18 protein-coding genes, 10 tRNA genes, 2 rRNA genes and 2 pseudogenes are annotated in these 26,458 nt (G+C 43.1%); 24 read left to right on the top strand and 8 right to left on the bottom strand.

Annotation, left to right across the window (positions count from 1 at the left end; all coding sequences use genetic code 11):
* Window positions 1–76: 76 nt before the first annotated feature.
* From FOC72_RS01615 to FOC72_RS01670, 12 genes are all read left to right on the top strand, one after another.
* A 23S ribosomal RNA gene (locus tag FOC72_RS01615) occupies window positions 77–2,976 on the top strand.
* A 116-nt stretch (window positions 2,977–3,092) separates the two neighbouring features.
* Window positions 3,093–3,208, top strand: a 5S ribosomal RNA gene (gene rrf / locus FOC72_RS01620).
* A 3-nt stretch (window positions 3,209–3,211) separates the two neighbouring features.
* Window positions 3,212–3,284 (top strand) — tRNA-Val (locus tag FOC72_RS01625).
* Between the two features lie 16 nt (window positions 3,285–3,300).
* Window positions 3,301–3,373: transfer RNA gene (locus FOC72_RS01630), tRNA-Asp, on the top strand.
* A 32-nt stretch (window positions 3,374–3,405) separates the two neighbouring features.
* Window positions 3,406–3,478: transfer RNA gene (locus FOC72_RS01635), tRNA-Lys, on the top strand.
* A gap of 5 nt (window positions 3,479–3,483) precedes the next feature.
* Window positions 3,484–3,565, top strand: a tRNA-Leu gene (locus FOC72_RS01640).
* Window positions 3,566–3,581: 16 nt separating this feature from the next.
* Window positions 3,582–3,654 (top strand) — tRNA-Thr (locus FOC72_RS01645).
* Window positions 3,655–3,668: 14 nt separating this feature from the next.
* Window positions 3,669–3,740: transfer RNA gene (locus FOC72_RS01650), tRNA-Gly, on the top strand.
* Between the two features lie 7 nt (window positions 3,741–3,747).
* Window positions 3,748–3,833 (top strand) — tRNA-Leu (locus tag FOC72_RS01655).
* Window positions 3,834–3,864: 31 nt separating this feature from the next.
* Window positions 3,865–3,938: transfer RNA gene (locus tag FOC72_RS01660), tRNA-Arg, on the top strand.
* Between the two features lie 57 nt (window positions 3,939–3,995).
* Window positions 3,996–4,069 (top strand) — tRNA-Arg (locus FOC72_RS01665).
* Between the two features lie 46 nt (window positions 4,070–4,115).
* Window positions 4,116–4,189: transfer RNA gene (locus FOC72_RS01670), tRNA-Pro, on the top strand.
* 368 nt (window positions 4,190–4,557) lie between these two features.
* On the opposite strand, the gene FOC72_RS01675 is transcribed toward FOC72_RS01670, so the two are convergent.
* From FOC72_RS01675 to FOC72_RS01690, 4 genes are all read right to left on the bottom strand, one after another.
* Window positions 4,558–4,875, bottom strand: a complete 318-nt coding sequence (locus tag FOC72_RS01675) for a DUF960 domain-containing protein (protein WP_002894524.1) — start codon at window positions 4,873–4,875, stop codon at window positions 4,558–4,560.
* 127 nt (window positions 4,876–5,002) lie between these two features.
* Complete coding sequence (gene ntdP / locus FOC72_RS01680; protein WP_002894525.1) at window positions 5,003–5,536, bottom strand: nucleoside tri-diphosphate phosphatase; 534 nt, start codon at window positions 5,534–5,536, stop codon at window positions 5,003–5,005.
* An 86-nt stretch (window positions 5,537–5,622) separates the two neighbouring features.
* Window positions 5,623–6,399, bottom strand: a complete 777-nt coding sequence (gene recX, locus FOC72_RS01685) for a recombination regulator RecX (protein ID WP_002894526.1) — start codon at window positions 6,397–6,399, stop codon at window positions 5,623–5,625.
* Between the two features lie 26 nt (window positions 6,400–6,425).
* Complete coding sequence (locus FOC72_RS01690) at window positions 6,426–7,202, bottom strand: aminoglycoside 3'-phosphotransferase (RefSeq protein ID WP_002894527.1); 777 nt, start codon at window positions 7,200–7,202, stop codon at window positions 6,426–6,428.
* 55 nt (window positions 7,203–7,257) lie between these two features.
* On the opposite strand from FOC72_RS01690, the gene rlmD reads away from it, so the two are divergent.
* On the top strand, window positions 7,258–8,628 hold the full coding sequence (gene rlmD, locus FOC72_RS01695; RefSeq protein ID WP_002894528.1) for a 23S rRNA (uracil(1939)-C(5))-methyltransferase RlmD: 1,371 nt from the start codon (window positions 7,258–7,260) through the stop codon (window positions 8,626–8,628).
* Window positions 8,629–8,826: 198 nt separating this feature from the next.
* Here the strand turns inward: rlmD and FOC72_RS01700 are convergent, their stop codons facing one another.
* The 4 genes from FOC72_RS01700 to FOC72_RS01715 all read right to left on the bottom strand — a co-directional run bounded on the left by FOC72_RS01700 (window position 8,827) and on the right by FOC72_RS01715 (window position 14,588).
* Window positions 8,827–9,531 (bottom strand): MIP/aquaporin family protein, encoded by a 705-nt coding sequence (locus tag FOC72_RS01700; protein WP_002894529.1) that lies wholly within the window; start codon window positions 9,529–9,531, stop codon window positions 8,827–8,829.
* 68 nt (window positions 9,532–9,599) lie between these two features.
* Window positions 9,600–11,426 (bottom strand): type 1 glycerol-3-phosphate oxidase, encoded by a 1,827-nt coding sequence (glpO, locus tag FOC72_RS01705; RefSeq protein WP_002894530.1) that lies wholly within the window; start codon window positions 11,424–11,426, stop codon window positions 9,600–9,602.
* Window positions 11,427–11,494: 68 nt separating this feature from the next.
* Window positions 11,495–13,003 carry a glycerol kinase GlpK gene (gene glpK, locus FOC72_RS01710; protein ID WP_002894531.1) on the bottom strand — a complete coding sequence of 503 codons (1,509 nt, stop codon included), beginning with the start codon at window positions 13,001–13,003 and terminating at the stop codon, window positions 11,495–11,497.
* A 157-nt stretch (window positions 13,004–13,160) separates the two neighbouring features.
* On the bottom strand, window positions 13,161–14,588 hold the full coding sequence (locus FOC72_RS01715; protein WP_002894532.1) for an AcpB/EbpR/MafR family transcriptional regulator: 1,428 nt from the start codon (window positions 14,586–14,588) through the stop codon (window positions 13,161–13,163).
* A gap of 254 nt (window positions 14,589–14,842) precedes the next feature.
* Between FOC72_RS01715 and FOC72_RS01720 the strand changes: the two genes are divergently transcribed.
* From FOC72_RS01720 to gnd, 11 genes and pseudogenes are all read left to right on the top strand, one after another.
* Complete coding sequence (locus FOC72_RS01720) at window positions 14,843–15,073, top strand: DUF1858 domain-containing protein (protein WP_002894544.1); 231 nt, start codon at window positions 14,843–14,845, stop codon at window positions 15,071–15,073.
* 2 nt (window positions 15,074–15,075) lie between these two features.
* The gene (locus tag FOC72_RS01725; RefSeq protein ID WP_002894546.1) at window positions 15,076–16,437 is read left to right on the top strand and encodes a DUF438 domain-containing protein; all 1,362 of its coding nucleotides are present in this window, start codon (window positions 15,076–15,078) and stop codon (window positions 16,435–16,437) included.
* Window positions 16,438–16,463: 26 nt separating this feature from the next.
* On the top strand, window positions 16,464–16,718 hold the full coding sequence (locus FOC72_RS01730) for a DUF1912 family protein (protein WP_002894547.1): 255 nt from the start codon (window positions 16,464–16,466) through the stop codon (window positions 16,716–16,718).
* Window positions 16,719–16,979: 261 nt separating this feature from the next.
* Window positions 16,980–17,543 carry a GNAT family N-acetyltransferase gene (locus FOC72_RS01735; RefSeq protein ID WP_002894549.1) on the top strand — a complete coding sequence of 188 codons (564 nt, stop codon included), beginning with the start codon at window positions 16,980–16,982 and terminating at the stop codon, window positions 17,541–17,543.
* Window positions 17,540–17,688, top strand: a pseudogene (locus FOC72_RS11705) (cell filamentation protein Fic); the annotation flags it as partial. The gene FOC72_RS01735 and the pseudogene FOC72_RS11705, both read left to right, overlap by 4 nt.
* A 94-nt stretch (window positions 17,689–17,782) precedes the next feature.
* Window positions 17,783–18,721 (top strand): hypothetical protein, encoded by a 939-nt coding sequence (locus FOC72_RS01740; RefSeq protein ID WP_238525723.1) that lies wholly within the window; start codon window positions 17,783–17,785, stop codon window positions 18,719–18,721.
* A 24-nt stretch (window positions 18,722–18,745) separates the two neighbouring features.
* Entirely contained in the window at window positions 18,746–21,394 is a 2,649-nt protein-coding gene (locus FOC72_RS01745; protein WP_002894552.1) for a valine--tRNA ligase, read from the top strand.
* Between the two features lie 104 nt (window positions 21,395–21,498).
* Window positions 21,499–22,557, top strand: coding sequence for a DNA cytosine methyltransferase (locus FOC72_RS01750; protein ID WP_002894553.1), 1,059 nt, complete (start codon window positions 21,499–21,501; stop codon window positions 22,555–22,557).
* Window positions 22,550–24,580, top strand: a complete 2,031-nt coding sequence (locus FOC72_RS01755; protein ID WP_002894556.1) for an ATP-binding protein — start codon at window positions 22,550–22,552, stop codon at window positions 24,578–24,580. Before FOC72_RS01750 ends, FOC72_RS01755 begins: the two co-directional genes overlap by 8 nt.
* Window positions 24,581–24,621: 41 nt before the next feature.
* Window positions 24,622–24,865: pseudogene (locus FOC72_RS01760) on the top strand (DNA cytosine methyltransferase); the annotation flags it as partial.
* Window positions 24,866–25,026: 161 nt separating this feature from the next.
* Window positions 25,027–26,451: an NADP-dependent phosphogluconate dehydrogenase gene (gene gnd / locus FOC72_RS01765; protein ID WP_002894560.1), complete on the top strand. Its 1,425-nt coding sequence runs from the start codon at window positions 25,027–25,029 to the stop codon at window positions 26,449–26,451.
* Window positions 26,452–26,458: the final 7 nt, after the last annotated feature.

The raw sequence follows: 26,458 nt of genomic DNA on the forward strand, positions 1-26,458 counted from the left end.
ATATCAAATAGTAACAAGAAAATAAACCGAAAACGCTGTGAATATTAATGAGTTTAAGACTGAAAGGTCAAAATAAGGTTAAGTTAGTAAGGGCGCACGGTGGATGCCTTGGCACTAGGAGCCGATGAAGGACGTGACAAACGACGAAATGCCTCGGGGAGCTGTAAGTAAGCTTCGATCCGGAGATGTCCGAATGGGGGAACCCAACAGGTTGATGCCTGTTACCCATTTCTGTTAAGGGAATGAGGAGGAAGACGCAGTGAACTGAAACATCTAAGTAGCTGCAGGAAGAGAAAGCAAAAGCGATTGCCTTAGTAGCGGCGAGCGAAGAGGCAGAAGGGCAAACCGAAGAGTTTACTCTTCGGGGTTGTAGGACTGCGCTGTGGACTCAGAATTTATAGAAGAATGACTTGGGAAAGTCAGCCAAAGAGAGTAAGAGCCTCGTATTTTAAATAGATTCTGTACCTAGCAGTATCCTGAGTACGGCGGGACACGTGAAATCCCGTCGGAATCTGGGAGGACCATCTCCCAACCCTAAATACTCCCTAGTGACCGATAGTGAACCAGTACCGTGAGGGAAAGGTGAAAAGCACCCCGGGAGGGGAGTGAAATAGAACCTGAAACCGTGTGCCTACAACAAGTTCGAGCCCGTTCATGGGTGAGAGCGTGCCTTTTGTAGAATGAACCGGCGAGTTACGTTATGATGCGAGGTTAAGTTGAAGAGACGGAGCCGTAGGGAAACCGAGTCTGAATAGGGCGCTTTAGTATCATGATGTAGACCCGAAACCATGTGACCTACCCATGAGCAGGTTGAAGGTGCGGTAAAACGCACTGGAGGACCGAACCAGGGCACGTTGAAAAGTGCTTGGATGACTTGTGGGTAGCGGAGAAATTCCAAACGAACTTGGAGATAGCTGGTTCTCTCCGAAATAGCTTTAGGGCTAGCGTCGACATGAAGATTCTTGGAGGTAGAGCACTGTTTGGGTGAGGGGTCCATCCCGGATTACCAATCTCAGATAAACTCCGAATGCCAATGAATTATGGTCGGCAGTCAGACTGCGAGTGCTAAGATCCGTAGTCGAAAGGGAAACAGCCCAGACCACCAGCTAAGGTCCCAAAATAATTGTTAAGTGGAAAAGGATGTGGGGTTGCACAGACAACTAGGATGTTAGCTTAGAAGCAGCTATTCATTCAAAGAGTGCGTAATAGCTCACTAGTCGAGTGACCCTGCGCCGAAAATGTACCGGGGCTAAAACAATTTACCGAAGCTGTGGATACCTTTTATAGGTATGGTAGGAGAGCGTTCTATGTGTGGAGAAGGTGTACCGTGAGGAGCGCTGGAACGCATAGAAGTGAGAATGCCGGTATGAGTAGCGCAAGACAGGTGAGAATCCTGTCCACCGTAAGACTAAGGTTTCCAGGGGAAGGCTCGTCCGCCCTGGGTTAGTCGGGACCTAAGGAGAGACCGAAAGGTGTATCCGATGGCCAACAGGTTGAGATTCCTGTACTAGAGTATGAAGTGATGGAGGGACGCAGTAGGCTAACTCGTGCGTACGAATGGATGTACGTCTAAGCAGTGAGGCGTGGTATGAGTCAAATGCTTATACCTCTAACGTTGAGCTGTGATGGGGAGCGAAGTTTAGTAGCGAGTGAGTGATGTCACACTGCCAAGAAAAGCTTCTAGCGTTGTATCATACTCTACCCGTACCGCAAACCGACACAGGTAGTCGAGGCGAGTAGCCTCAGGTGAGCGAGAGAACTCTCGTTAAGGAACTCGGCAAAATGACCCCGTAACTTCGGGAGAAGGGGTGCTGACTTTGGTCAGCCGCAGTGAATAGGCCCAAGCAACTGTTTATCAAAAACACAGCTCTCTGCTAAATCGTAAGATGATGTATAGGGGGTGACGCCTGCCCGGTGCTGGAAGGTTAAGAGGAGTGCTTAGCGGAAACGCGAAGGTATGAATTGAAGCCCCAGTAAACGGCGGCCGTAACTATAACGGTCCTAAGGTAGCGAAATTCCTTGTCGGGTAAGTTCCGACCCGCACGAAAGGCGTAATGATTTGGGCACTGTCTCAACGAGAGACTCGGTGAAATTTTAGTACCTGTGAAGATGCAGGTTACCCGCGACAGGACGGAAAGACCCCATGGAGCTTTACTGCAGTTTGATATTGAGTGTCTGTGCCACATGTACAGGATAGGTAGGAGCCTATGAAATCGGGACGCCAGTTTCGATGGAGGCGTTGTTGGGATACTACCCTTGTGTTATGGCCACTCTAACCCGGTAGGTTTATCATCTACGGAGACAGTGTCTGACGGGCAGTTTGACTGGGGCGGTCGCCTCCTAAAAGGTAACGGAGGCGCCCAAAGGTTCCCTCAGACTGGTTGGAAATCAGTCGCAGAGTGTAAAGGTATAAGGGAGCTTGACTGCGAGAGCTACAACTCGAGCAGGGACGAAAGTCGGGCTTAGTGATCCGGTGGTTCCGCATGGAAGGGCCATCGCTCAACGGATAAAAGCTACCCTGGGGATAACAGGCTTATCTCCCCCAAGAGTTCACATCGACGGGGAGGTTTGGCACCTCGATGTCGGCTCGTCGCATCCTGGGGCTGTAGTCGGTCCCAAGGGTTGGGCTGTTCGCCCATTAAAGCGGCACGCGAGCTGGGTTCAGAACGTCGTGAGACAGTTCGGTCCCTATCCGTCGCGGGCGTAGGAAATTTGAGAGGATCTGCTCCTAGTACGAGAGGACCAGAGTGGACTTACCGCTGGTGTACCAGTTGTTCTGCCAAGAGCATCGCTGGGTAGCTATGTAGGGAAGGGATAAACGCTGAAAGCATCTAAGTGTGAAACCCACCTCAAGATGAGATTTCCCATAACGCAAGTTAGTAAGAGCCCTGAGAGAAGATCAGGTTGATAGGTTAGGAGTGGAAGTGTGGTGACACATGGAGCTGACTAATACTAATCGCTCGAGGACTTATCCTAGAATAAGAGCTTCATCAGAGTGCAGCGGATGGTTTAGAGAAATGTGAGATTTGATATTGTATTCAATTTTGAGTTGACAAGGCTTGTCTGAGAGGACAGGACAGTTAATTCAATAGTTAAGTGACGATAGCCTAGGAGATACACCTGTACCCATGCCGAACACAGCAGTTAAGCCCTAGAACGCCGGAAGTAGTTGGGGGTTGCCCCCTGTGAGATATGGTAGTCGCTTAGCGAAGGGAGTTTAGCTCAGCTGGGAGAGCATCTGCCTTACAAGCAGAGGGTCAGCGGTTCGATCCCGTTAACTCCCATATTCTGAAAAGAATAGGTCCCGTAGTGTAGCGGTTATCACGTCGCCCTGTCACGGCGAAGATCGCGGGTTCGATTCCCGTCGGGACCGTTGAAGTCGAGAAGATTTCAATAAAAGTAAGAGACTCGTTAGCTCAGTTGGTAGAGCATTTGACTTTTAATCAAAGGGTCACTGGTTCGAGCCCAGTACGGGTCATAAGAGCGGGTTTGGCGGAATTGGCAGACGCACCAGATTTAGGATCTGGCGCTTTAGGGCGTGGGGGTTCAAGTCCCTTAACCCGCATATAAGATAATAATGAGCCGGCTTAGCTCAGTTGGTAGAGCATCTGATTTGTAATCAGAGGGTCGCGTGTTCAAGTCATGTAGCCGGCATTTTTGAATAGGATGCGAACGTAGTTCAGTGGTAGAACATCACCTTGCCAAGGTGGGGGTCGCGGGTTCGAATCCCGTCGTTCGCTTGAGGCGGCCGGGGTGGCGGAACTGGCAGACGCACAGGACTTAAAATCCTGCGATTGGTAACGATCGTACCGGTTCGATTCCGGTCCTCGGCATAGACTTGTAAGAGGCAGTAGAAGAAGATGAGCACCCTTAGCTCAACTGGATAGAGTACCTGACTACGAATCAGGCGGTTAGAGGTTCGACTCCTCTAGGGTGCATTAAATTGTTTGAATTTTTCTTTATTTTTGCTATAATTAATTTAATATGAATAGTGGGCACCCTTAGCTCAACTGGATAGAGTACCTGACTACGAATCAGGCGGTTAGAGGTTCGACTCCTCTAGGGTGCATTTGGAAGCGAAGTCTTAGGGCTCCGTTTTTAGATTGTTTAAGCACCGGGAAGTAGCTCAGCTTGGTAGAGTACTTGGTTTGGGACCAAGGTGTCGCAGGTTCGAATCCTGTCTTCCCGACTAGATAACATAGAAGATAGATATACTGATCTATCTTTTTTGTTTTAATAAAATTGTGTGTTCGGTATCCATAAATTAGCTAAGATATTCTGATATTAAGATTTCTTAGTTATAGTTCTTTTTAATTAGAGATTCAATCTTTTAGAACTACTGTATTTTCTCTTTGTGTTTATTTATATTAGGGAGCAAGAGATTTGATTATTTAACTGTCTTTAGATTGATTTTAAAGACTAGTGTTTCGGGTGTTTTGCATCTATCATTCTGCTCGAATGTACTTTCCGTTTGAGATGAGTAATATTAAAGATAAAAACCTCTGATAGCAGTGTTTGTTGCTTTCAGAGGTTTTTATATGTGCTGAGTTTGATTTACTACATCAAAGAGTATTCGTCAGATAGCATAATGGTTTCTTTACCCTTGTTATCAACGATGTAGACTTTTCTAGGAAAGAAAGGGTCAAATTGATAGTTTAAGTCAAATGAAATAATGGTGTTGAAGTTCTTTTGTGAGAAGCGAAGAGATACTCTTCCTTGGCTATTGATGATTTCGAACTTGAGGACTGGGCGAAGATCGAAGACTCCTTTGAGATTGTTATCAATGATGTACCAGAATGAATCGACAATTTCTTCAGGGAGGCTCGTCATGATGCCAAAGCTGGCATATCGTCCGAGAGTATTTGTAAATGCCATGGGAGACTCCTTTCTTACAGTCTGGATTTTCTTATATGATACCCGAAAATGCTTGAGATTGCAAGAATTTGACCTCTAGTGAGGCCGAATTAGATAAAAGAAAAAGAGCTTACGCTCTTTGACAACTTTATCGATTCTTTAGTTCAACATAACGTTTGTACCAAATATTGACATAAGCATCTGAAAATGGACCTCTTCCGTTGTTAATCCAATCAACTAGGATTTTGACATTTTCTTTGAGAATGAAATCCAAATCATCAGAATAGTGCATCTGTCTTTTGTGGCGTTCATATTCTTCTACATCCAACAGGCGTTTTTCACCATCAGCAAAGACTTTGATGTCTAAATCATAGTCAATGTATTTTAGAGCTTCATTATCCAGATAGTAAGGACTGGCTAGGTTGCAGTAGTATGAAGTTCCATTGTCTCGAATCATGGCAATGATATTAAACCAGTATTTTTTATGAAAATAGACAATGGCAGGTTCACGTGTTACCCAACGTCGGCCATCACTTTCTGTTACCAGTGTGTGGTCATTAACGCCAATAATGGCGTTTTCTGTTGTCTTTAGTACCATGGTATCTCGCCAGGTGCGGTGAAGATTCCCATCATGCTTATAACTTTGAATTGTAATAAAGTCGCCTTCTTTTGGAAGTTTCATAACTTACCAACTTTCTACAATTTATAAGTTTATCTTCTTTATTGTAACATATTTTCATAGAAATGCATAAGTTTTCATAGAAAATCTTAAAGATATTCTCTCAGAGCGCTAGCGATGTCGGAGAAATCATAGCCTTTGCGAGCGAGAGCTTGGGTCAGACGCTGTTTTAAGTCATATCCGTCATACTTTTTTGAGTACTTGCGGTATTGCTTGTCTAGCTCTTTATAGAGAAGCTCTTGCTGATTTTCTTGGTCCTCTTCGATTTGCAAATGCTGATAGGCAGTTTTGGCTTGGCTATAGGAAAAACCTTTGTTTATCAAAGATTGAAGTATTTTATCTTGTAAAGCCTTGCTGGGCAGTTTTCCTTGGTGTTTTTTGAGCAGCTTTTCGGCAACCTTGTCTGTTAGTACAGTAAAATCAAACTGGTTTAATTCCTCTTCTATGATAGTGCTAGAAATCCCTTTTTGACTGAGTTTTTGCTTTAGAACAAAAGCGCCTTTGTCACCAGTGAGAAGGTTGGATTGGATAAAAGAATTAGCATACTTTCTATCATTAATCCAATTATCCTTTTTTAGATTGTCCAAGACCTGACTGATGATTTCTGGTTGGATGTCGTGCGGCGTTAAGTAGTCTTTAACTTCCTTAGCAGTTCTTTGCTTGAAGGAGAGATGATAGAGGGCTAGATTTTTTCCGTAAGAAAATTGGGCATAGTCTTGAATTTCTGATAGTTCCTGCTCTGTGATTTCCATTCCTTTGGACAGCATGAAGCGGACGATGGTGTCTTCTGTAATATAGAGCTTTTCACTGCCGTCCAACTCCAAGAGGTAGAGTCTTTTTTTCTTTTCGATTTTTGTGATTTTCATAAGAGATTTTGGTAGAATCCTTTCTTTTAGCCAAATGCTTCAAAGGCAGCTATCAAGCGCAGTTTGTCTGTATCAACATCCTTCTGGCCATAGTAGTCAAGAAAGAGCTCTGCGTATTGGGGGTCAGATAAATTATAAGTAAGAGACCAGATTGCCCAGTAAAGGTCAAGGTGGCGATCACTAAGGCCAGCGAGTCCAAGGTCAATAAAGCAGGAGAAGGTTGCTGCGTCTTTCAAAATGAAATTGGGTAAGCAGGCATCTCCGTGAATCAAGGCATCCACCGTCAGTAAGTGTCCCTGTTCTTGGATAAGCTGATATGCTTCCTCACGGCTTTGGATATGAAACTGAGGCAGTAAAGCTTTTTGATAAAAGCAACCTTTATGGTAATTTTCCTCTGCTTGTTCTTTATAGTGTTGGAGGCGATGCTGGATTGGGAAATGCTGGGGTTGGAGGCTGTGAAGTTTTCTGAGTGTGACAGCCATCGTTTGGCAAAGTTCTTCTGGCTGTTGGAGAAAGGCTAGGGCGTCCTTACCCTCGGCTTCTTTAGTCAGTAAGTAGTCTTTATCTGCTGTTAGGTAGTGAATGACCGGCACACCGAGTCCTTGCTCTTCAAACCATTTGGCAAGTGTGGCTTCTTGTGCTAACTGGCCTTTTTGATCGATTTTCAAATAATAGCCCGTATCGGCATAGAAAACACTGGCTACAGAATGTGAGGAGCTGTCGTAAAAAGTGGCTCCCTCTAGATAAGTTCGTATTTGCTCAGGAAAATGGTCTACTGGAAGGGATGTTTTTTCTGCTTTCATACTTTTATTGTAACATATTCTCAACTAATGCGAGGCAGCGTGGTATAATAGAATCATGAATGTGAAAGTGAAGCAAAGAATCCCTTTGAAAATTAAGAAAATGGGGATTAATGGGGAAGGGATTGGATTTTATAAGAAAACGCTGGTCTTTGTGCCAGGGGCTTTGAAGGGTGAGGAAGTCTACTGTCAGGTGACCAGGGTTCAGCGTAATTTTATCGAGGCCAAGCTCTTAACAATTAACAAGCGCTCGAAATTCCGGGTGGAAGCGCCTTGTGAGATTTATGATAGCTGTGGGGGCTGTCAAATCATGCACCTCCACTATGACAAGCAGTTGGAGTTTAAGGAAGATTTGCTGCGTCAGGCCTTGAAAAAGTTTGCGCCAGCTGGTTACGAAAACTACGAGATTCGTCCGACCATTGGTATGCAGGAGCCGCTCTATTATCGGGCCAAGTTGCAGTTTCAGACTCGGAAGTTCAAGGATGAGGTCAAGGCTGGGCTCTATGCCCAGAATTCCCACTATCTGGTCTCGCTGAAAAACTGTCTGGTTCAGGACAAGGTAACGCAAAAGATCATAAATAAGGTAGCTCGGCTTTTAGGCAAGTATAGGCTGCCCATCTATGATGAGAGAAAGACTGCTGGGGTACGAACGGTCATGATTCGCAGGGCTAGAAAGACAGGTCAGGTGCAGATGATTTTTGTGACGGGGCGCAAGCTAGACTTTTCTCCAGTCGTCCGAGACCTAGTGGCTGAATTTCCAGAGCTGGAGACAGTGGCGGTCAATTATCATACGAGCAAGTCCAGTGAAATTTATGGGGATAAGACAGAGATTATCTGGGGCGAGAAGGATATTCAAGAAGGAGTGCTGGACTATGAGTTCTCCCTATCACCTCGAGCTTTCTATCAGCTCAATCCTGAGCAGACAGAGGTGCTCTACGGGGAGGCGGTCAAGGCGTTGGATGTGACGAAAGAAGACCATTTGATTGATGCTTATTGCGGAGTGGGGACCATCGGCTTTGCCTTTGCTAAAAGGGTTAAGTCTCTGCGTGGCATGGACATCATCCCTGAGGCCATTGAAGACGCCAAGCGCAATGCGAAACGGATGGGCTTTACCAATACGCTATACGAGACTGGGACGGCAGAGGAGATTATTCCTCGCTGGTATGCTGAGGGCTATCGGGCGAATGCCTTGATTGTTGATCCGCCGCGAACTGGTCTGGACGATAAGCTGCTGGAGACAATTGTCCGCTATACACCTGAGAAGATGGTCTACGTTTCCTGTAATGTCTCAACTCTGGCTCGGGATTTAGTCAAGCTCTGTCAGGTCTACGATGTTCACTATATCCAGTCGGTTGATATGTTTCCGCATACTGCTCGGACCGAAGCAGTGGTGAAATTATCCAAGAGAGATAGCTCTCGTTTGAGTTAATCGTAAGCAGCTCGCAAGAGCTGACAAAATCATTCTAAAAAGGACTTAGTTTTCTTGTAATACAGGGCTAAGTCTTTTCTTTTGTCAAAATTACAATGGTTTTTATCGGAAGAGTAAGTTCGGAAGGTTAGTCTCCGTCTAATCACTTAGTAAAAAAAAGAACACTCGTCAAGTGTTCTCAAATAGCAATAAGTTATATTAGAATAAACCGAAGACTAGGACTGCAAGGACGGCACCAATAATTGGTCCGATAACTGGAATCCAAGCATAGCTCCAATCGCCATTTCCTTTGTTTGGAATGGGAAGGATACTGTGCATGATGCGAGGTCCTAAGTCACGAGCCGGGTTGAGGGCATAGCCAGTTGTTCCACCGAGTGATAGACCAATCCCGACAATCAATGTTCCGACAGCAAAAGTACCAATGCCTGCTTGCAGCTTATAAAGTCCGAGAGCGAAGATAGTCAGCACAAGGACAAAGGTTCCAAGGATTTCACTAATCAGGTTAGAGAAGGTATCTTTGATAGCTGGGCCTGTGCTGAATGTACCCAGGACGTTAGCCGGATTTTCTTCAGCTAGATAGTGAGGTTTGAACTGCAGGAAGACGAGGAACTGTCCGACCATAGCACCTGCAAACTGAGCGAGGATGTAAGGAAGAACAGATGCCCAAGGCAAATCACCTTTCAGAGCTACTCCGATAGTTAGGGCAGGATTCAGATGGGCTGGGCCAAGGTTGCCAGATACAAAAGCAGCGATGGCAACAGCAATCCCCCATCCCATGGTAATCACAATCCAGCCTGAATTGTGGCTCTTGGTTTTGGGAAGAACCACACCTGCAACTACACCATTTCCCAAAAGGAGCAAGAGCAGTGTTCCTAAAAATTCGCCAAATATTTCTTTCATCATTTATGTTACTCCATTTAAAAGAAGGGGAGGCAGACAGTTGTTTTGCCTACCGCCTCTTCTCGTATTTTCTATTTTTTTAATTCTTCTAAATCGTTATTTGCAAGGGCAGCTTGAACATCGTTTCGATAAGCTGCTTTTTCTTCTTCTGTCCAGTCGTAGAATCGTCCCATTTCATCCAGAACAGGCTCTACAATAGCATCTAAGCTATCCCGCATAAAGAGCATATGGTTTGTCCGGCGAAGCAAGAAGTCAACAGGGCTGAGTGCTAATTCGTTACGCATAGCATAATGCAGTGACAAGGTATCCGCTAGGCTGAGACCTAGTGCTTGCTCGATGCTGTGAGCGAGGGCAAAGACTTTAGGAGCATTGGAGCCGTAAAGGTTTGCAAGATAGAAGGCTTCTTTGCTGTCTAAGCCACGTGAGACACCAAGTTGAGCAAAAGCTTCGATTTCGGAATCCACATTTGCTGGATTAAGCTCTCCGCCTGAAACAGGGTAGGTCTTAGAGTTGATGAGCTTGAAGCTACGGTCGAATTCTGCTTTGAGGATGTCAACCACGCGCTCCATAGCACCTTCCGCCATCTTACGATAGTCTGTGATTTTACCGCCAGCAAGGGTCAAGAGGCCATTGTTATCACGTTCTAAGCTGGAACCGCGGGACACAGCAGATGGATCCAAGTGTTTTTCAGAAGTGCTGCTTTCGAGTTGCGTAACAGCCGCCTCGACATCCTCACGGGATTTTTCTTTAGCCAAATAGCTTTCAACGGTCGCAATCAGTGCATTGAAGCTTTCGTCGCTAATGGTACCGTTGTTTCCGCCATTGTAGTCAGAAGCGCTGTTTCCTGCAATCAGAGGACGAAGACCCGCCCAGCTGCTTTCGATATCGTCAATCGTGATGTTTGCTTCTGGGAAGCGATTATTGACAATGCCCAAGAGGTAATCTACATCTTCTTGTGTTACTTTTGGATGCTCCAGGTCACCAGTGTAGTCAGTGTCAGTCGTACCAAAGTAGGTTTTATTTTCACGCGGAAGAACAAAGACCATCCGGCCGTCTCCTAAGCCTGTATCAAAGTAGACTGGCTGAGAAACCTTGATCTTGCTAGAGTCAACCACCAAGTGAACACCCTTGGTTGGACGCATTTGTGAGTATTGCTCACCGTCATTTGATAGATTGCGCACCTTGTCGCTCCAAGGTCCAGTTGTGTTGATGACCAAGCGAGCCTTGATTTCGAAGACTTCATATGTCAAGAGATCACGCGCAACAACGCCTGTAATCTTTCCAGATTCATCAAAGAGGAAGCCTTCTGCCTTAACGTGGTTGGCAATGAGAGCACCGTCTTGGTTGGCGCGTTTGATATTTTCAATTACGAGACGTGCGTCGTTGTTGCGGAAGTCAAGATAGACACCACCGCCGACTAAGCCTTCCTTCTTGAGTTCAGGTTCCCGTTCTAAGACTTCTTCCTTGCTCAAGACCTTGTTGGCAGCAGGAGTGTTGTTAACACCGGCTAAGAGGTCGTAGAGGTCCATAGCCACTTTGAGGCGGAAGAGGCTGAAGGTAGCGCCATCTTCTTCATAGACTGGAAGGAGCATAGGATCTGGTTTTGGAATATGAGGGGCAATTTGCTGTACCACTGCACGCTCAGAAACTGTATCTGAGACCACCTCTACGTCGAATTGTTTGAGGTAACGAAGACCACCGTGGACCAGTTTGGTAGAACGGCTAGAAGTCCCTTCGGCAAAGTCCTGCATTTCAATCAGACCGGTCTCCAGGCCACTAGCTGCAGCTTGCAGGGCTACTCCAGCACCAGTAATCCCACCGCCGATAATCAGGAGGTCCAAGGTGCGTTCCTGCATTTTTTTTATCGATAATTCACGTGTTTTCTTTGAAAATTCCATATTTATACACTTTCTAACTTAGTCGTTTCATGCTTCTACTGACTTGATTATCAAAATATAAATCAGTATCAGTCGTCGATTTCTGCAAAGACTTGGGTTGCCTTAACGGCTTTTTTCCATCCTTTGTAGAGTTGTTCCTTGCGGGATTCATTCATAGATGGTTCAAAGAGTTCTCCAGTTTCATTGAGAGTGCGGAGTTCGTCTAAGTCTTTCCAGTAACCTACTGACAGGCCTGCCAAGAAGGCTGCACCGAGAGCAGTTGTTTCTAAGTTTTTAGCACGAGCAATATCGATTCCCAATATGTCAGCCTGGAACTGCATGAGGAAGTTGTTCATAGCAGCACCGCCATCAACTTTGAGGACTTGAATAGCAGTCTTGGCATCCACCTGCATAGTATCAATGATGTCTCGTACTTGGTAAGCGATGGATTGCAGAGTAGCCTTGATAAAGTCTTCCTTGCTGGTTCCGCGGGTCAAGCCAAAGACAGATCCACGTGCATTTTGATCCCAATACGGAGCGCCTAGACCTGTAAAGGCAGGTACGACATAGACTTCGTCATTGTTGTGAGAATCGAGAGCATATTTTTCAGATTCTGGTGAATTTTCAACCATTCGAAGACCGTCACGCAGCCATTGAATAGCACTTCCAGCAATGAAGATAGAACCTTCTAAGGCATAGTAAACTTTGCCGTTGATACCGTAGCCGATGGTTGTCAAGAGGTTGTTTTCAGATAGTTGCATCTCTTCACCAGTATTCATGATGATGAAGGAACCAGTTCCGTAAGTATTCTTAACCATGCCAGGCTCAAAAGCTAACTGTCCAAAGAGAGCTGCCTGCTGGTCACCAGCCATACCAGAGATTGGAACTTCTCCACCGTAGAAATGGAATGGAGCAGTCTTACCATAGATTTCTGAGTTAGAACGAACTTCTGGAAGCATAGCCTTTGGAATGTTGAGGATTTCCAAAATCTCATCATCCCATTTAAGATCCTTGATGTTATAGAGCATGGTACGGGCTGCATTTGAGTAGTCAGTCACGTGAGAAGCCCCGTCAGTCAATTTCCAAACTAGCCAGGTATCGATGGTACCAAAGAGCAATTCGCCCTTTTCAGCTCTTTCTTGCGCTCCCTCTACATGGTCCAAAATCCAGCGAACCTTGGTAGCAGAGAAGTAAGCGTCAATAATCAAACCAGTCTTTTCGTGGAATTTTTCCACATAGCCTTGGCTTTTTAGTTGCTCAGCCAGAGGAGCAGTCTGACGAGACTGCCAAACGATAGCATTATAGATAGGAAGACCAGTATTTTTATCCCAAACGACAGTTGTTTCACGCTGGTTGGTGATTCCAATTGCTTCGATTTGATTAGGTTTGACTCCACTTTCGATGAAGGCACCGGCAATAACAGACTGCACGGAGTTCCAAATTTCATTGGCATTGTGCTCAACCCATCCAGCTTGAGGGAAAATCTGAGTAAATTCTTTTTGACTGGAGCTAACTTTTTCTCCTTTTTTGTTAAAGATGATGGCGCGTGAACTAGTTGTTCCTTGGTCGATGGCCATGATGTATTTTTCTTGTGACATGAACTGTCCTCCTAGTAAAAATCTTGAGGATGTTTCCTCTACAGTAACTAGTATATAAAATAAAGCGCTTTCTTGTTCATCAACTTTTTTAAAATTTTAAAAAAATCTGAGGAGATTGTGCGAAAATCACAAAGAAACCTGGATTTCTCCAAGTTTCTTAATGAAATATCATGTGACGGATTTGAGCCAAATCTTCCAAATCCAAGTCATTTTTTAAATAATAGATGGGAACTTGCTGGGCCTGATGGATGGGATTGTTGGTGATGATGAGGTCATAATTTCTGGTAAGGTCGTAGGATTCAATCGTAATAAAGCGATTGTACTCTAAGTATCGCCTTAAAATGGCCGTCATCCTGGAAACAACGATAAAACTATCTATCAAGTCCATGCCTATCTTGATGACTTGACCGTCGTTTTCAGCGATGTACTCCATCAGCTGGAGCCATTCCCACAACACCTTTTTATCCAGAGATGTTCCCTGCTGGAAAATAGGCAGTTTGCTAAAAATAGTGTCTGCCACTTGTCGATAATCGTATTCGCTCCATAAGTAAGGATGGCGCAATTCCAAGTCATGCTTGTATTTGTCTTGCAAGAGACAGCCTTTGAAAAGAAAGACATGGGCGCAGAGCTGGCTGAGTTCGTAGGTCACTTGGTCTTCAATGTAGTCACCTAACAAGTCATGAGACTTCATCTCTTGAATGATTTGCGTAATCAGGCTGGCAATTTCACCACCAAAGCCCAGTATATACTCCATGGTGTGCAGAGGCAGAATCCGATGGGAAAGCAGAAATGAAAAGAAAATCATCATTTCCCCGTCTTCCTGACTCAGGGTAATGTGCTGACCGGCAAAGAAATCATTTGTCCGGCGATGCAAGCGCTGGTAGAAGATATTCTCAAAATAGCCCTGCATTTTCTGCTCAATGTTTTGGAATTGACAGGCATTGACTCTTAGGCGCTGTTGTGTGATATGTGCCCAAAGGGCCAAGTCCAATCGCTGCCCTTGAGAGAGCTGGGCTCCGCAGAGTTCTTCTAAGACGGCAACTTCCTGCCTTCTTTCTGGTTTTTGAAGTTCTTTTTCCCAATCTTGGCTGGACCAGACCTTGCGAAAGAGGCAGAAATAAAAATAGCGAATTTGATGCTCAGGACCTTTTAAGCGGCCGTTTTGGATAGATAGCTCAAACTCTGATAAAATCTGATTTAAACCAGATATATGACGGCCGAGTGTTGCTTCACTGATCATGAGCTCTTGGGCTAATTGATGGGCTAAAAACTGCTGATGATAGAGCAAGTGGTTTAAAATCTGGTATTTGACAGCATTGCTCAAAAAGAGTCTGCGAATGTCCCGTCCCTTGGTATCCGGTCCGATGGACAGACTGAGTGTTTCGTCCTGAAGCTGGATGGATAAGGCTGCATGATGGTCCATAGCCTTGTCGTTAATCAAGCTAATGTACTTGGTCAAGGTTGCTTTCGAGAAGCCGGTTTCAGACATAACGTCCTTCAAACTAGATGTAGAATGCTGCTGTAAATAAGATAGGACAATAAACTGTCCCGCTTCACTCTTTTCCATTAAGTCTGCAAGATACATACGAGAACCCTTTCAATTCACTAATCTTAGCTTATCACAAAAGGGAAAAAAGACGAAGAAATGTGCTTTATATTTTCTTATCGTTTCCTAAGGCAATAATGGAAGGCAGAAGTCTGTCATCATGTCTATCTCAATTCGCTATTCCATTTCTTTTGAATAAGCATAAGAGGAGCAGACACTCCTGCTTTTTTTGCTTTGAGTTTGATAGCTTTTTTATGGTATAATTGTAGAAAAATGACGATGAAGGAGCAGCTATGGATAATGTGATTGATTTGTCTATCCCAGTGGCAGAAGTGATTGAGAAGCAGCCAGAAGTTTTGGATGTTCTGGTCGAGTTGGGCTTTACGCCTCTGGCCAATCCCGTTATGCGCAATACAGTCGGGCGCGTGGTTTCTATCAAAAAAGGTGCTGGTATGAATGGCATTGACCTTAATAAAATCAAGCAAACTCTGGAATTAAACGGCTATGAAGTGGTGGGGATTTAGGCATGGCTACTGAACGCATTGAAGTCCTCAAGTCTATCTTGTTGGATTTACATAACGGAGCTTCGGCAGAGTCTGTTCAGGAGCTTTTTAATGAGCATTTTGCTGGTGTGTCCGCTATAGAGATTAGCCTGATGGAGCATGAGCTGATGAACTCGGATACGGGAGTGACCTTTGAAGATGTCATGTCCCTCTGCAATGTTCATGCCAACCTCTTTAAAGGTGCCATTCAGGATGTAGAGGTGGCTGATACCGACCATCCAGGCCATCCTATTCAGGTCTTTAAGCAGGAAAATTTAGCCTTGCGGGCTGCCCTTATGCGGGTTCGCAGGCTCCTATCTACCTATGAAACGACAGAAGATGAGGATCTTCTTCCTGAAATCTGCAAGGGACTTCAGCGCCAGCTGAGTTTGGTGGGGCAGTTTGATATCCACTATCAGCGCAAGGAAGAGCTCATGTTTCCAATCATGGAGAGCTACGGCCACGATTCGCCGCCCAAGGTCATGTGGGGTGTAGATGACCAGATTCGAGACCTTTTCCAAGAGGCTAAGATTGCTGCAGAGCAGCTACCAGATACTTCGATTCAAGAAGTCAAGGACAAGTTTGAGGCTTTTGCGGCTGAGTTTGAAGCTATGATTTTCAAGGAAGAGTCTATCCTTCTCATGATTCTCCTCGAGTCCTTCCATCAGGATGACTGGCTCAAGATTGCTGAGGAGAGCGATGCTTATGGCTATGCCATTATCAAGCCGACAGAGAAATGGATTCCTGCGCGGCACTCATTCTCGGAGGAGGAAGTTGGGGATGCTGCTGATGAAGGAAGCGAAGCGCCAGCCAGCACAGAACAGACTAGTGATGGCAGATTTCAGCAGGTCATTGATACGCCGGATGGTCAGGTCACCATTTCCTTTAAGCCCAAGGAAAAGAAGGAGCAAGCCTTTAATCGGGAGTCCCAGCAGCCTTTTGGTCATGGATATCTGTCTGTTGCGGAGGCCAATCTGATTTTGGACCATCTGCCCATGGAGATTACCTTTGTCAATAAGGACGATATTTTCCAGTATTATAATGACAGCGTGCCGGCAGACGAGATGATTTTCAAGCGAACGCCGTCCCAGATAGGACGCAATGTCGAGCTCTGCCACCCGCCCAAGTTTTTGGACAAGGTGCGGCGGATTTTCAAGGCTCTGCGCGAGGGAGAGCGGGACAAGTTTGAGATGTGGTTCAAGTCGGAATCACGGGGCAAGTTTGTCCATGTGACCTATGCGGCAGTTCGCGATAAGGCTGGCGAGTTTCAGGGAGTGCTGGAGTATGTGCAGGACATTCAGCCTTTCCGTGATATTGACAGTGATTTTTACCGAGATTTGGACTAGGTATTTGCAGTTAGAAAGTGAGAAAAATGAGTTACGAACAGGAATTTTTACAAGACTTTGAATCTTGGGTCAAGACCCAGGTCATGATTAATGAGATGGCCCTCAAGGAGAGTCAGGCAGTCTATGAAGCGGACCAGGACGAGCGGGCCAAGGAAGCAGCCATTCGCTATGAGAGTCGTCTTGATGCCTACCAGTTTCTTTTGGGAAAATTCGCTAATTATCAGGCGGGCAAAGGATTTCACGACCTGCCAGATGGACTTTTTGGGGAGAGAAATTATTGATTTTTCGCTGGAAAGGTGATAGAATAAGTTCATCAGAGGTGTTTTGAATCCCGCATTTTACAGAAAGTGGCGATGCTGAGAAGTCCATAAATGTGTCAAAGCTGGTTGCTGATGGTTAAAAATGAAATAAAAGTGTCTTTGTATTTACTTCAAAGACGAGAGTTGCGGGCGTTGCCCGAAATTGGGTGGTACCGCGGATAAACACATTCGTCCCTGTCATGGATATGGCAGGGATTTTTTTATGGAAAGTGAGGTAGGAAGATGGAGCAAGCACAATTACCAGAACGATTAGAAACGGAGCGTATAGTCTTACGAGTCCGCACAGTGGCGGATGCCGAAGATATCCATGCCTATGCTAGTCTGCCAGAAGTCTCCTACCCAGCAGGCTTTCCGCCCGTCAAGACCTTGGAAGATGAGATTTACTACCTGGAGCATATTCTGCCTGAGCGCAATCAAAAGGAGAATCTCCCAGCGGGCTATGGGATTGTCGTCAAAGGGACGGATAAAATCATTGGTTCCGTTGATTTCAACCATCGGCACGAAGATGATGTCTTAGAAATCGGCTATACCTTGCATCCAGACTATTGGGGGCGAGGATATGTACCAGAAGCCGCGCGTGCCTTGATTGATTTAGCTTTTAAAGAACTGGATCTTCACAAGATAGAACTGACTTGCTTTGGTTATAACATTCAAAGTCAACGAGTTGCAGAAAAACTTGGCTTCACCCTCGAAGCTCGCATCCGAGACCGCAAAGATGTTAAAGGCAATCGCTGTGATGATTTGAGATATGGCTTGCTTAGGAGTGAGTGGGAGGGTAAACGATGAATGAGATTTCTAACTTCATCCTGTTTACAACTCCAAATGGTGATGTTCAGTTGGATATTCTTTTGCAAAATGACAAACTTTTGCTGACATAAAAGGGATTTTTGAGCTGCTCGGTTTTACCGAGTCAACGATAGGTGAACATTTATAATAATGTAGAACAGGAAAATGAGAAGTTTAACAGAACTCAGAAGATTGTGTCGGATTTTGGCAAGCATATTAGGAATATAATAGGGGGAAGAATGAATAAAAAATTTTTTGAGAGGTTAAAAAAGTTTAAAATAACAGCTCAAAGTAGTATTGTAGAAAGGGCATTTAAATTTTTCGATTATACTGGTATTAAGTACCTATTTATGTTTCCCATTCTTTTTTTAATTATAAATTTAGATAAAACAAGACTAGTAAGGGATTTTTTGATTCTAGATTTTAATCTTTATGAAATATTGATATTAATACTATTGGGTGCCTATCTATTCAAATACTACCCTAGATCTAAAAGAATAAAAAATTTTTCTGATAATAAAGAATACCAGAATATTATTTCTGTAGTTAGAGAAATAACATGGTCGTTTTCTCTTTTATTATTTGTGAGTATTTTGATTAATCATTTTAAGATCAATAAAGTTTATCATGATTTATTTATTACAATTGTTTTCATACGTTTTTATTTTTCAGTGATGATGATTTTAACTGGTAGTAGTTTATTAAAATTTTTGCTTCAAATCTTAATGATTACAATCGGTGTTTATACTATTAGTGTATTTGATATTAAATGGTGGGCGCTTATAACAGGCGGATTGGCTATTTGGCTTTATATCAATTCAATAGATTTTGTTATTTTTCTAAGAAAAGGTAAAGATATTGAGTCAAAATACATTTCAGATAAAGTGAAATATATATGGCAACGCAATAAGCTGAGAGGATATCTTTTGACTTTTTTATTATATGCTTCTTTGCTTATATCAAGTCTTTTCGAGAAAAATAACATGGTAGCTTCTGAGAGATTAAATATTAGGATGCCAATATTAATGATTATTTCGTTTTTGGTAGCTATTTTAATTGCTATTAATTCATTTATTATAAATCGAAAAAGAAAGAACAAAACAACGATTGTTAAAATGAGAAAGCTCCCGAAATGGAAAAAGTTAATTGCTATGTATTTAATTTTACAAAAAAAATAAAATGAATTATTAAGGAGAACACACATGTCTAAAGAACTTTCACCTAAATACAATCCAGCCGAGGTTGAGGCTGGTCGTTACCAAAAATGGCTTGATGCTGATGTTTTCAAGCCTTCAGGCGATCAAAAGGCTAAGCCTTATTCAATCGTGATTCCACCACCAAACGTGACTGGTAAACTTCACCTTGGTCACGCTTGGGATACGACCTTGCAGGATATCATCATCCGTCAAAAACGTATGCAAGGCTTTGATACGCTTTGGCTACCAGGGATGGACCACGCGGGGATTGCGACTCAGGCTAAGGTCGAGGAGCGCTTGCGGGAGCAAGGCATTTCCCGCTATGACCTCGGTCGTGAGAAATTCCTTGATAAGGTCTGGGAATGGAAAGACGAATACGCGACGACCATCAAGGAACAATGGGGCAAGATGGGCCTCTCTGTGGACTATTCTCGTGAGCGTTTTACTCTGGATGAGGGACTGTCAAAAGCCGTCCGCAAGGTCTTTGTCGAACTTTACAAGAAAGGCTGGATCTACCGTGGTGAGTTTATCATCAACTGGGACCCAGCTGCTCGCACAGCCCTGTCTGATATCGAGGTTATCCACAAGGACGTGGAAGGTGCCTTCTACCACATGAACTATATGCTAGAAGACGGCTCACAAGCTCTTGAAGTTGCGACCACTCGGCCTGAGACTATGTTTGGGGATGTTGCGGTTGCGGTCAATCCAAAAGACCCACGCTATAAGGACTTGATTGGTAAAAATGTAGTCCTTCCAATTGCTAATAAACTAATTCCAATCGTGGCCGATGAACACGCAGATCCTGAGTTTGGTACGGGTGTCGTGAAAATCACGCCTGCTCACGATCCAAATGACTTCTTGGTTGGTCAACGCCATAACTTACCACAAGTCAACGTTATGAACGACGACGGAACTATGAATGACTTGGCCTTTGAATTTGCAGGCATGGACCGTTTTGAAGCTCGTAAGGCAGTCGTTGCTAAGCTAGAAGAAATCGGTGCTCTGGTTAAAATCGAAAAACGTGTCCACAGTGTTGGTCACTCAGAGCGGACTGGCGTTATGGTTGAGCCGCGTCTATCTACCCAATGGTTCGTCAAGATGGACCAATTGGCTAAGAATGCCATTGCCAACCAAGATACAGAAGACAAGGTTGAGTTCTACCCGCCACGCTTCAACGATACCTTCCTGCAATGGATGGAAAACGTCCATGACTGGGTCATTTCCCGTCAGCTCTGGTGGGGTCACCAAATCCCAGCCTGGTACAATGCAGACGGCGAAATCTATGTTGGTGAGGAAGCGCCGGAAGGCGACGGTTGGACTCAGGACGAAGACGTCTTGGATACTTGGTTCAGCTCAGCCCTTTGGCCATTCTCAACCATGGGCTGGCCTGATGTTGACTCTGCAGACTTCAAGCGCTATTACCCAACCTCAACCTTGGTGACTGGTTATGATATTATCCCGTTCTGGGTATCTCGGATGATTTTCCAAGGTTTGGAATTTACTGGCAAGTCGCCATTCAAAAATGCCTTGATTCATGGTCTCATTCGTGATGAGGAAGGACGTAAGATGTCCAAGTCACTGGGAAATGGGATTGATCCAATGGATGTTATTGATAAGTACGGAACAGATAGCCTGCGTTGGTTCCTGTCAAACGGCTCTGCCCCTGGCCAAGACGTCCGCTTCAGCTATGAAAAGATGGATGCTTCTTGGAACTTCATTAATAAAATCTGGAACATTTCCCGCTATATCCTCATGAATAATGAAGGCTTGACGCTAGATGTGGCGCGTGAGAATGTCGCTCAGGTGGCGGCTGGTCAGGCAGGCAATGTCACTGACCGCTGGATTCTCCACAACCTCAACGAAACCATTAGCAAGGTCACTGAAAACTTCGATAAGTTTGAGTTTGGTGTGGCTGGTCACATCCTCTACAACTTCATCTGGGATGAATTTGCCGACTGGTATGTGGAGCTGACTAAGGAAGTGCTATACAGCGACAATGACGACGAGAAAGTCATCACTCGCTCTGTCCTCCTTTACACGCTGGACCAAATCTTGCGCCTGCTTCACCCAATCATGCCTTTCGTGACCGAGGAAATCTTTGGTCAAATCTCAGAAGGCACCATTGTGACAGCGGCTTATCCAGTGGTTCGTCCAGAGTTTGAAAATGCCGAGGCAGCAGCTGGCGTGGAAGCTCTTAAGGATCTGATCCGTTCGGTGCGCAATAGCAGAGCTGAGGTCAATGTGGCGCCAAGCAAGCCGATTACCATCTTGATTAAGACGACAGACAGCGCGCTGGAAACCTTCTTCAAGGATAATGTCAACTACATCAAGCGCTTCACCAATCCTGAGCATTTGGAAATCGCAGCAGACCTTGCCGTGCCAGAGCTGGTCATGTCCAGTATCATCACAGGCGCAGAAATCTATCTGCCGCTGGCAGACCTCCTCAATATCGAGGAAGAGCTAGCTCGTCTCGAAAAAGAACTAGCCAAGTGGCAGAAAGAACTGGATATGGTCGGTAAGAAACTCTCTAATGAGCGCTTCGTAGCCAACGCCAAACCAGAAGTCGTCCAAAAAGAACGCGACAAACAAGCCGACTACCAAGCCAAGTACGATGCGACAGTAGCGCGGATTGATGAGATGAGGAAACTGGTGTAAGTTATTAAAATCAGTTGTGAATTTGACTTGATTTCACAACTGATTTTTAAGTTGATTTATGATATAATGAATGATAAAAAGCAAAAAAGTAACAGGAGGCCGATATGAAAATAAATGCAATTGATTTATTTTGTGGCGTAGGCGGTCTAACATATGGTATTCAAAAAACAGGTATTAATGTTATTGCAGGATATGACATTGATGAAAAAAGCAAATTTGCCTATGAGTATAATAACGATGCTACATTTATTTTAAAAGATGTTAAAGAAATTGATGATAGAGAAATCTCAAATTTGTATCCAAAGGATACGGATATAAAGGTATTGATTGGCTGTGCTCCTTGTCAGCCGTTCTCTTCGTATAGCCATAAATATCAAAACAATGAGAACACATTAAAAAAAATGGATCTTTTGGATTATTTTGGTAGACAAATTGAGCTTGTAAAACCAGATATCGTATCAATGGAAAATGTTCCTCAGATGCAAAGTAGAGAAGTTTTTCATCGTTTTCAGGATATATTGGAAAAGAACGGCTATAAGGTAACTTATAAAGTTGTGTATGCTCCTGATTATGGTGTGCCACAAAAGAGAAAACGACTTCTTCTCCTCGCCTCGAAATTTGGAGATATATCTTTACTTGAACCAGAGTTTAGCCCCAATAATTACCCTACTCTACGAGATACTATTGGAAATTTACCTGAAATAAGAGCTGGTGAGACTTATGTTCAAGATCCACTCCATAGGAGTAGAAACTTGTCAGCTTTAAATTTAAAAAGGATTAGACAATCTAAGCCTGGAGGCACTTGGAGAGATTGGGATAAAGACTTACTTTTGGAAGCTTATAAGAAAGAGAGCGGGAAGTCATTTGGTTCTGTATATGGTCGCTTAGAATGGGACAAACCAGCTAATACGATTACTACTCAGTTTCCTGGAATAGGTAATGGGAGATTTGGACATCCAGAACAAGATAGAGCATTAAGTCTGCGTGAAGGAGCGCTTTTACAGACTTTTCCGTTAAATTATGAGTTTGTAGATCCTAAAAAAGGTGATAACTATCCAATATCCCAAGTTGCACTTCAAATTGGTAATGCGGTTCCTCCAAAATTAGGTGAAGTAATTGGTAAGAGTATTTTTAAACACTTAGAAGAGGTAGGCAATGTCTAGTTTAAAATTTTCTATTGCAAATAATGCTGTGACACATTTAGGAAGAAATTTGTATTCAACAACTCCGCCTGCATTGGCGGAATTAGTAGCAAACTCATATGATGCATATGCTACAAGAGTGGATATACACTTATCCGATGATTCCATCTCTATTGTGGATAATGGTAAGGGGCTTTCTTTTGAAGAGTTAGAAAATAAGTATGCAATTATTGGCTCTGAAAAGCAGATGGAAACTCCATTTAATGGTTTATCTGAACGAAAACCAATGGGGAAAAAGGGTATTGGCAAATTAGCAGCATTCAGTTTAGGTGATGAATATACAGTATATTCTAAGAACTCTGGATCTAAAAAATGGATTAACTTTACTCTAAAATATAGAGATATGATTTCTAGTGATAGTTATGAAGCGAACATTGAACAAGTTGATCTTCCTAGTGAATTTTCAAAATATGAATCATATTCCTCGGGTTTTATTGTGAAAATTACGAATACTCGTCGTAAAGTTACTAATGCAACTATTAATAATATAAAAACTCAGCTTTCAAGGAGATTTTATATTGATCAGATAAAAATGAATTTTGACCTATATATAAATAATACTAAATTAGAACTGGATTCAAATTCATATTACGGGAAAATTGAGTATTTATTTTATTTTGGAGATTTTTCAACTGAAGGACTAGAACATAAGTTTCCGAATTTAAAATATTTCGAAGAGTATAATAAAAACAATGATATAAAGAATTATTTTCTTGATACAAAAATTAGTGGATGGATAGGAACGGCAACTACACCTAAAGATTTAAAAAATGAAGATAGTGCCAGTTTTGCTAATATTATAGTTCTAGCAAATGGGAAAATTGCCGATGAAGATATTTTGAAAAGCAAAGCAAATGCAAGGATTGCTAATAGTTATATAGTTGGAGAAATTAAAGCTGATGACTTTATAGATGGTTTAAATGACCCCATCACATCAAGTAGACAAGGACTTGATGATTCTATTCCACAAGTTGAAGAGTTGATTAATAATCTTGATACCATCAGAGACTATGTGATTGAACAATGGGGATACAAACGTCGCGAAGGAATGGTTGATAATCTACCTAAACGGATAAAAGAAAACCAATCTTATAAAGATTGGTTGGCAAGTCTTTCTAAAAATCAAAAGGATATAAATAATAAACTTCTTGAGTTGCTTTCAACTAGATTAGATGATGATACAGATTTAGATGAAAAAGCAGTTGACTCTATGATTACTTCAATTGCTGGTGTAATTAATAATCTGGAAGGCGATGATTTAATTAAGACATTTGATAGTGAACTAAATATAGAAGTAAAACTAGATTTATTAATTCAACTAATACAGAATATTGCAAAATCAGAAGATTTAAATCATGCAAGCTTGATAAAGCGTCGATTGAGTGCTATTGATGAGCTTGAACACTTAATGTCTCAAACTGATGCAAAAGAAAAACTTTTTGAGGAACATTTATCTGATAATCCTTGGTTGATTAATCCATATTGGAATATAGATAGAAATAATCCTACTGAAACAGATTATCTAAAAAATCAAGAGTATTTTAATTTAGATAAAGGTAACAATGAATTTAAAAGAAACTTCTTAGATATTTCAATAAGAGTTGCGGAAGAAAAATATCCAATCATAATTGAGCTAAAAAAGAATACTCCAGATGGCTATGCAAAAGTTAATTTCAATATGATTATTGAGCAAATAACTAATTATAGACGAGCTATGAAGCAACATATTCCATCCCTTGGATCTGTTGAAGAACAAGAGATTAAAGTAATATTTATTTTATCTGAAGATACTGGAATAGTTGGTACAAATAACAAAATTCAATTCACTAAGATAGAATTGGAGATGCTTGAAATAAGTAATATTGAAATATTGAAATATAATGAGATATTAGAACGATCAAGAAAAATGTACAGAGAACATTTGACATATCAGACAGAAGCAAAATTATTACCAAATCTTGATACTGAAATAGATAGTATCTAAATTTAAATTGTTTTTCAAATTTCTAGAAAGCAGGTAACTACATGACAAATTCTGTAAGTTCGAACCGCTCTGAGAAGTATAACATTGCAGCTTTCTTCTCAGGTGTTGGGGGAATTGAGTTGGGATTTGAACAGACCAACGAGTTCAGAGTGGTGTATGCCATTAGTCCATTATTATACACTTCAGGCTTATCTGTTAAACTATCCAAATGCCTATCTGGATGGTCGTGATATTCATACTGTTCAGTCGGAGGACATTCTAGCTAGGTATTTGGAGATTATTATGAAAGTCTCTACTTCATTGTAAACTCCCCCAACCAAGTTCAGTTACATCTGAGCTTGGTTTTTCTATCCATCCACCCACCCTCACAATCCGTCACCGACTTAATACTTTCTTTTAAGCCTTAAAAATGATAAAATAAGACAAACAAACTATAGGAGAACATAATGACTAAAGCAAATTTTGGTGTTGTTGGTATGGCTGTTATGGGCCGTAACCTTGCCCTAAATATCGAATCTCGTGGCTATACAGTTGCCATTTATAACCGCTCAGCAAACAAGACAGAGGACGTCATTGCCTCTCATCCTGAGAAAAACTTTGTGCCAAGCTATGATGTGGAGTCTTTTGTCAACTCTATCGAAAAACCACGTCGGATTATGCTGATGGTTCAAGCTGGTCCTGGTACAGATGCGACTATTCAGGCCTTGCTTCCTCACTTGGATAAGGGTGATATCCTGATTGACGGTGGGAATACTTTCTACAAAGATACCATTCGCCGTAATGAAGAGTTAGCTAACTCTGGCATCAACTTCATCGGTACAGGTGTTTCCGGTGGTGAAAAGGGCGCATTGGAAGGGCCGTCTATCATGCCAGGTGGTCAAAAAGAAGCTTATGAGTTGGTAGCCGATGTCTTGGAAGAAATCTCTGCTAAAGCTCCTGAAGATGGTGCACCATGTGTGACCTATATCGGTCCTGATGGTGCTGGTCACTATGTAAAAATGGTCCATAACGGGATTGAATATGGAGATATGCAGCTGATCGCTGAGAGTTATGACCTGATGCAGCACTTGCTGGGCCTTTCAGCTAGTGAAATGGCAGACATCTTCACAGAGTGGAATAAAGGCGAACTGGACAGCTATCTGATTGAGATTACAGCGGATATCTTGACACGCAAGGACGATGAAGGTCAAGCTGGTCCAATCGTTGACTACATTCTGGATGCGGCTGGCAATAAGGGAACTGGTAAGTGGACCAGTCAATCTTCACTGGATTTAGGTGTGCCGCTGCCATTAATTACAGAGTCAGTCTTTGCGCGTTACATTTCTACCTACAAAGATGAGCGTGTGGCTGCTAGCAAGGTATTGCCAAAACCAGCTGCTTTCACCTTTGAGGGAGACAAGGCAGAGTTGATTGAAAAGATCCGCCAGGCTCTTTACTTCTCAAAAATCATGTCTTATGCTCAAGGTTTTGCTCAATTGCGTGTAGCATCTAAGGAAAACAACTGGAATCTGCCGTTTGGTGAGATTGCTTCTATCTGGCGTGCTGGCTGTATCATCCGTGCCCGCTTCCTTCAGAAAATTACAGACGCGTACGGCCGTGATGCGGATCTAGCAAACCTGCTCTTGGATGAATACTTCATGGATATTACGGCTAAGTATCAGCAGGCAGTCCGTGATGTTGTCAGCTTGGCTGTGCAAGCAGGTGTACCAGTACCAACTTTCTCCAGTGCCATTGCTTACTTTGATAGCTACCGTGCGGAAAATCTGCCAGCGAATCTGATTCAGGCGCAGCGTGATTACTTTGGTGCTCATACATATAACCGTAAAGACAAAGAAGGTACCTACCACTATTCTTGGTACGACGAAAAATAGGATAGGC

Source organism: Streptococcus sanguinis (assembly GCF_013343115.1).
GTDB lineage: Bacteria > Bacillota > Bacilli > Lactobacillales > Streptococcaceae > Streptococcus > Streptococcus sanguinis_H.

Bases quoted from the DNA above. Each gene is read 5' to 3' on its own strand.
- FOC72_RS01720 (WP_002894544.1), top strand. From the start codon at position 14,843: ATGGATAATGTGATTGATTTGTCTATCCCAGTGGCAGAAGTGATTGAG.
- FOC72_RS01690 (WP_002894527.1), bottom strand. From the start codon at position 7,202: ATGAAAGCAGAAAAAACATCCCTTCCAGTAGACCATTTTCCTGAGCAA.
- gnd (WP_002894560.1), top strand. From the start codon at position 25,027: ATGACTAAAGCAAATTTTGGTGTTGTTGGTATGGCTGTTATGGGCCGT.
- glpO (WP_002894530.1), bottom strand. From the start codon at position 11,426: ATGGAATTTTCAAAGAAAACACGTGAATTATCGATAAAAAAAATGCAG.
- FOC72_RS01700 (WP_002894529.1), bottom strand. From the start codon at position 9,531: ATGATGAAAGAAATATTTGGCGAATTTTTAGGAACACTGCTCTTGCTC.
- FOC72_RS01745 (WP_002894552.1), top strand. From the start codon at position 18,746: ATGTCTAAAGAACTTTCACCTAAATACAATCCAGCCGAGGTTGAGGCT.
- FOC72_RS01755 (WP_002894556.1), top strand. From the start codon at position 22,550: ATGTCTAGTTTAAAATTTTCTATTGCAAATAATGCTGTGACACATTTA.
- ntdP (WP_002894525.1), bottom strand. From the start codon at position 5,536: ATGAAACTTCCAAAAGAAGGCGACTTTATTACAATTCAAAGTTATAAG.
- FOC72_RS01725 (WP_002894546.1), top strand. From the start codon at position 15,076: ATGGCTACTGAACGCATTGAAGTCCTCAAGTCTATCTTGTTGGATTTA.
- rlmD (WP_002894528.1), top strand. From the start codon at position 7,258: ATGAATGTGAAAGTGAAGCAAAGAATCCCTTTGAAAATTAAGAAAATG.
- FOC72_RS01675 (WP_002894524.1), bottom strand. From the start codon at position 4,875: ATGGCATTTACAAATACTCTCGGACGATATGCCAGCTTTGGCATCATG.
- FOC72_RS01735 (WP_002894549.1), top strand. From the start codon at position 16,980: ATGGAGCAAGCACAATTACCAGAACGATTAGAAACGGAGCGTATAGTC.
- FOC72_RS01740 (WP_238525723.1), top strand. From the start codon at position 17,783: ATGAATAAAAAATTTTTTGAGAGGTTAAAAAAGTTTAAAATAACAGCT.
- recX (WP_002894526.1), bottom strand. From the start codon at position 6,399: ATGAAAATCACAAAAATCGAAAAGAAAAAAAGACTCTACCTCTTGGAG.
- FOC72_RS01715 (WP_002894532.1), bottom strand. From the start codon at position 14,588: ATGTATCTTGCAGACTTAATGGAAAAGAGTGAAGCGGGACAGTTTATT.
- FOC72_RS01730 (WP_002894547.1), top strand. From the start codon at position 16,464: ATGAGTTACGAACAGGAATTTTTACAAGACTTTGAATCTTGGGTCAAG.
- glpK (WP_002894531.1), bottom strand. From the start codon at position 13,003: ATGTCACAAGAAAAATACATCATGGCCATCGACCAAGGAACAACTAGT.
- FOC72_RS01750 (WP_002894553.1), top strand. From the start codon at position 21,499: ATGAAAATAAATGCAATTGATTTATTTTGTGGCGTAGGCGGTCTAACA.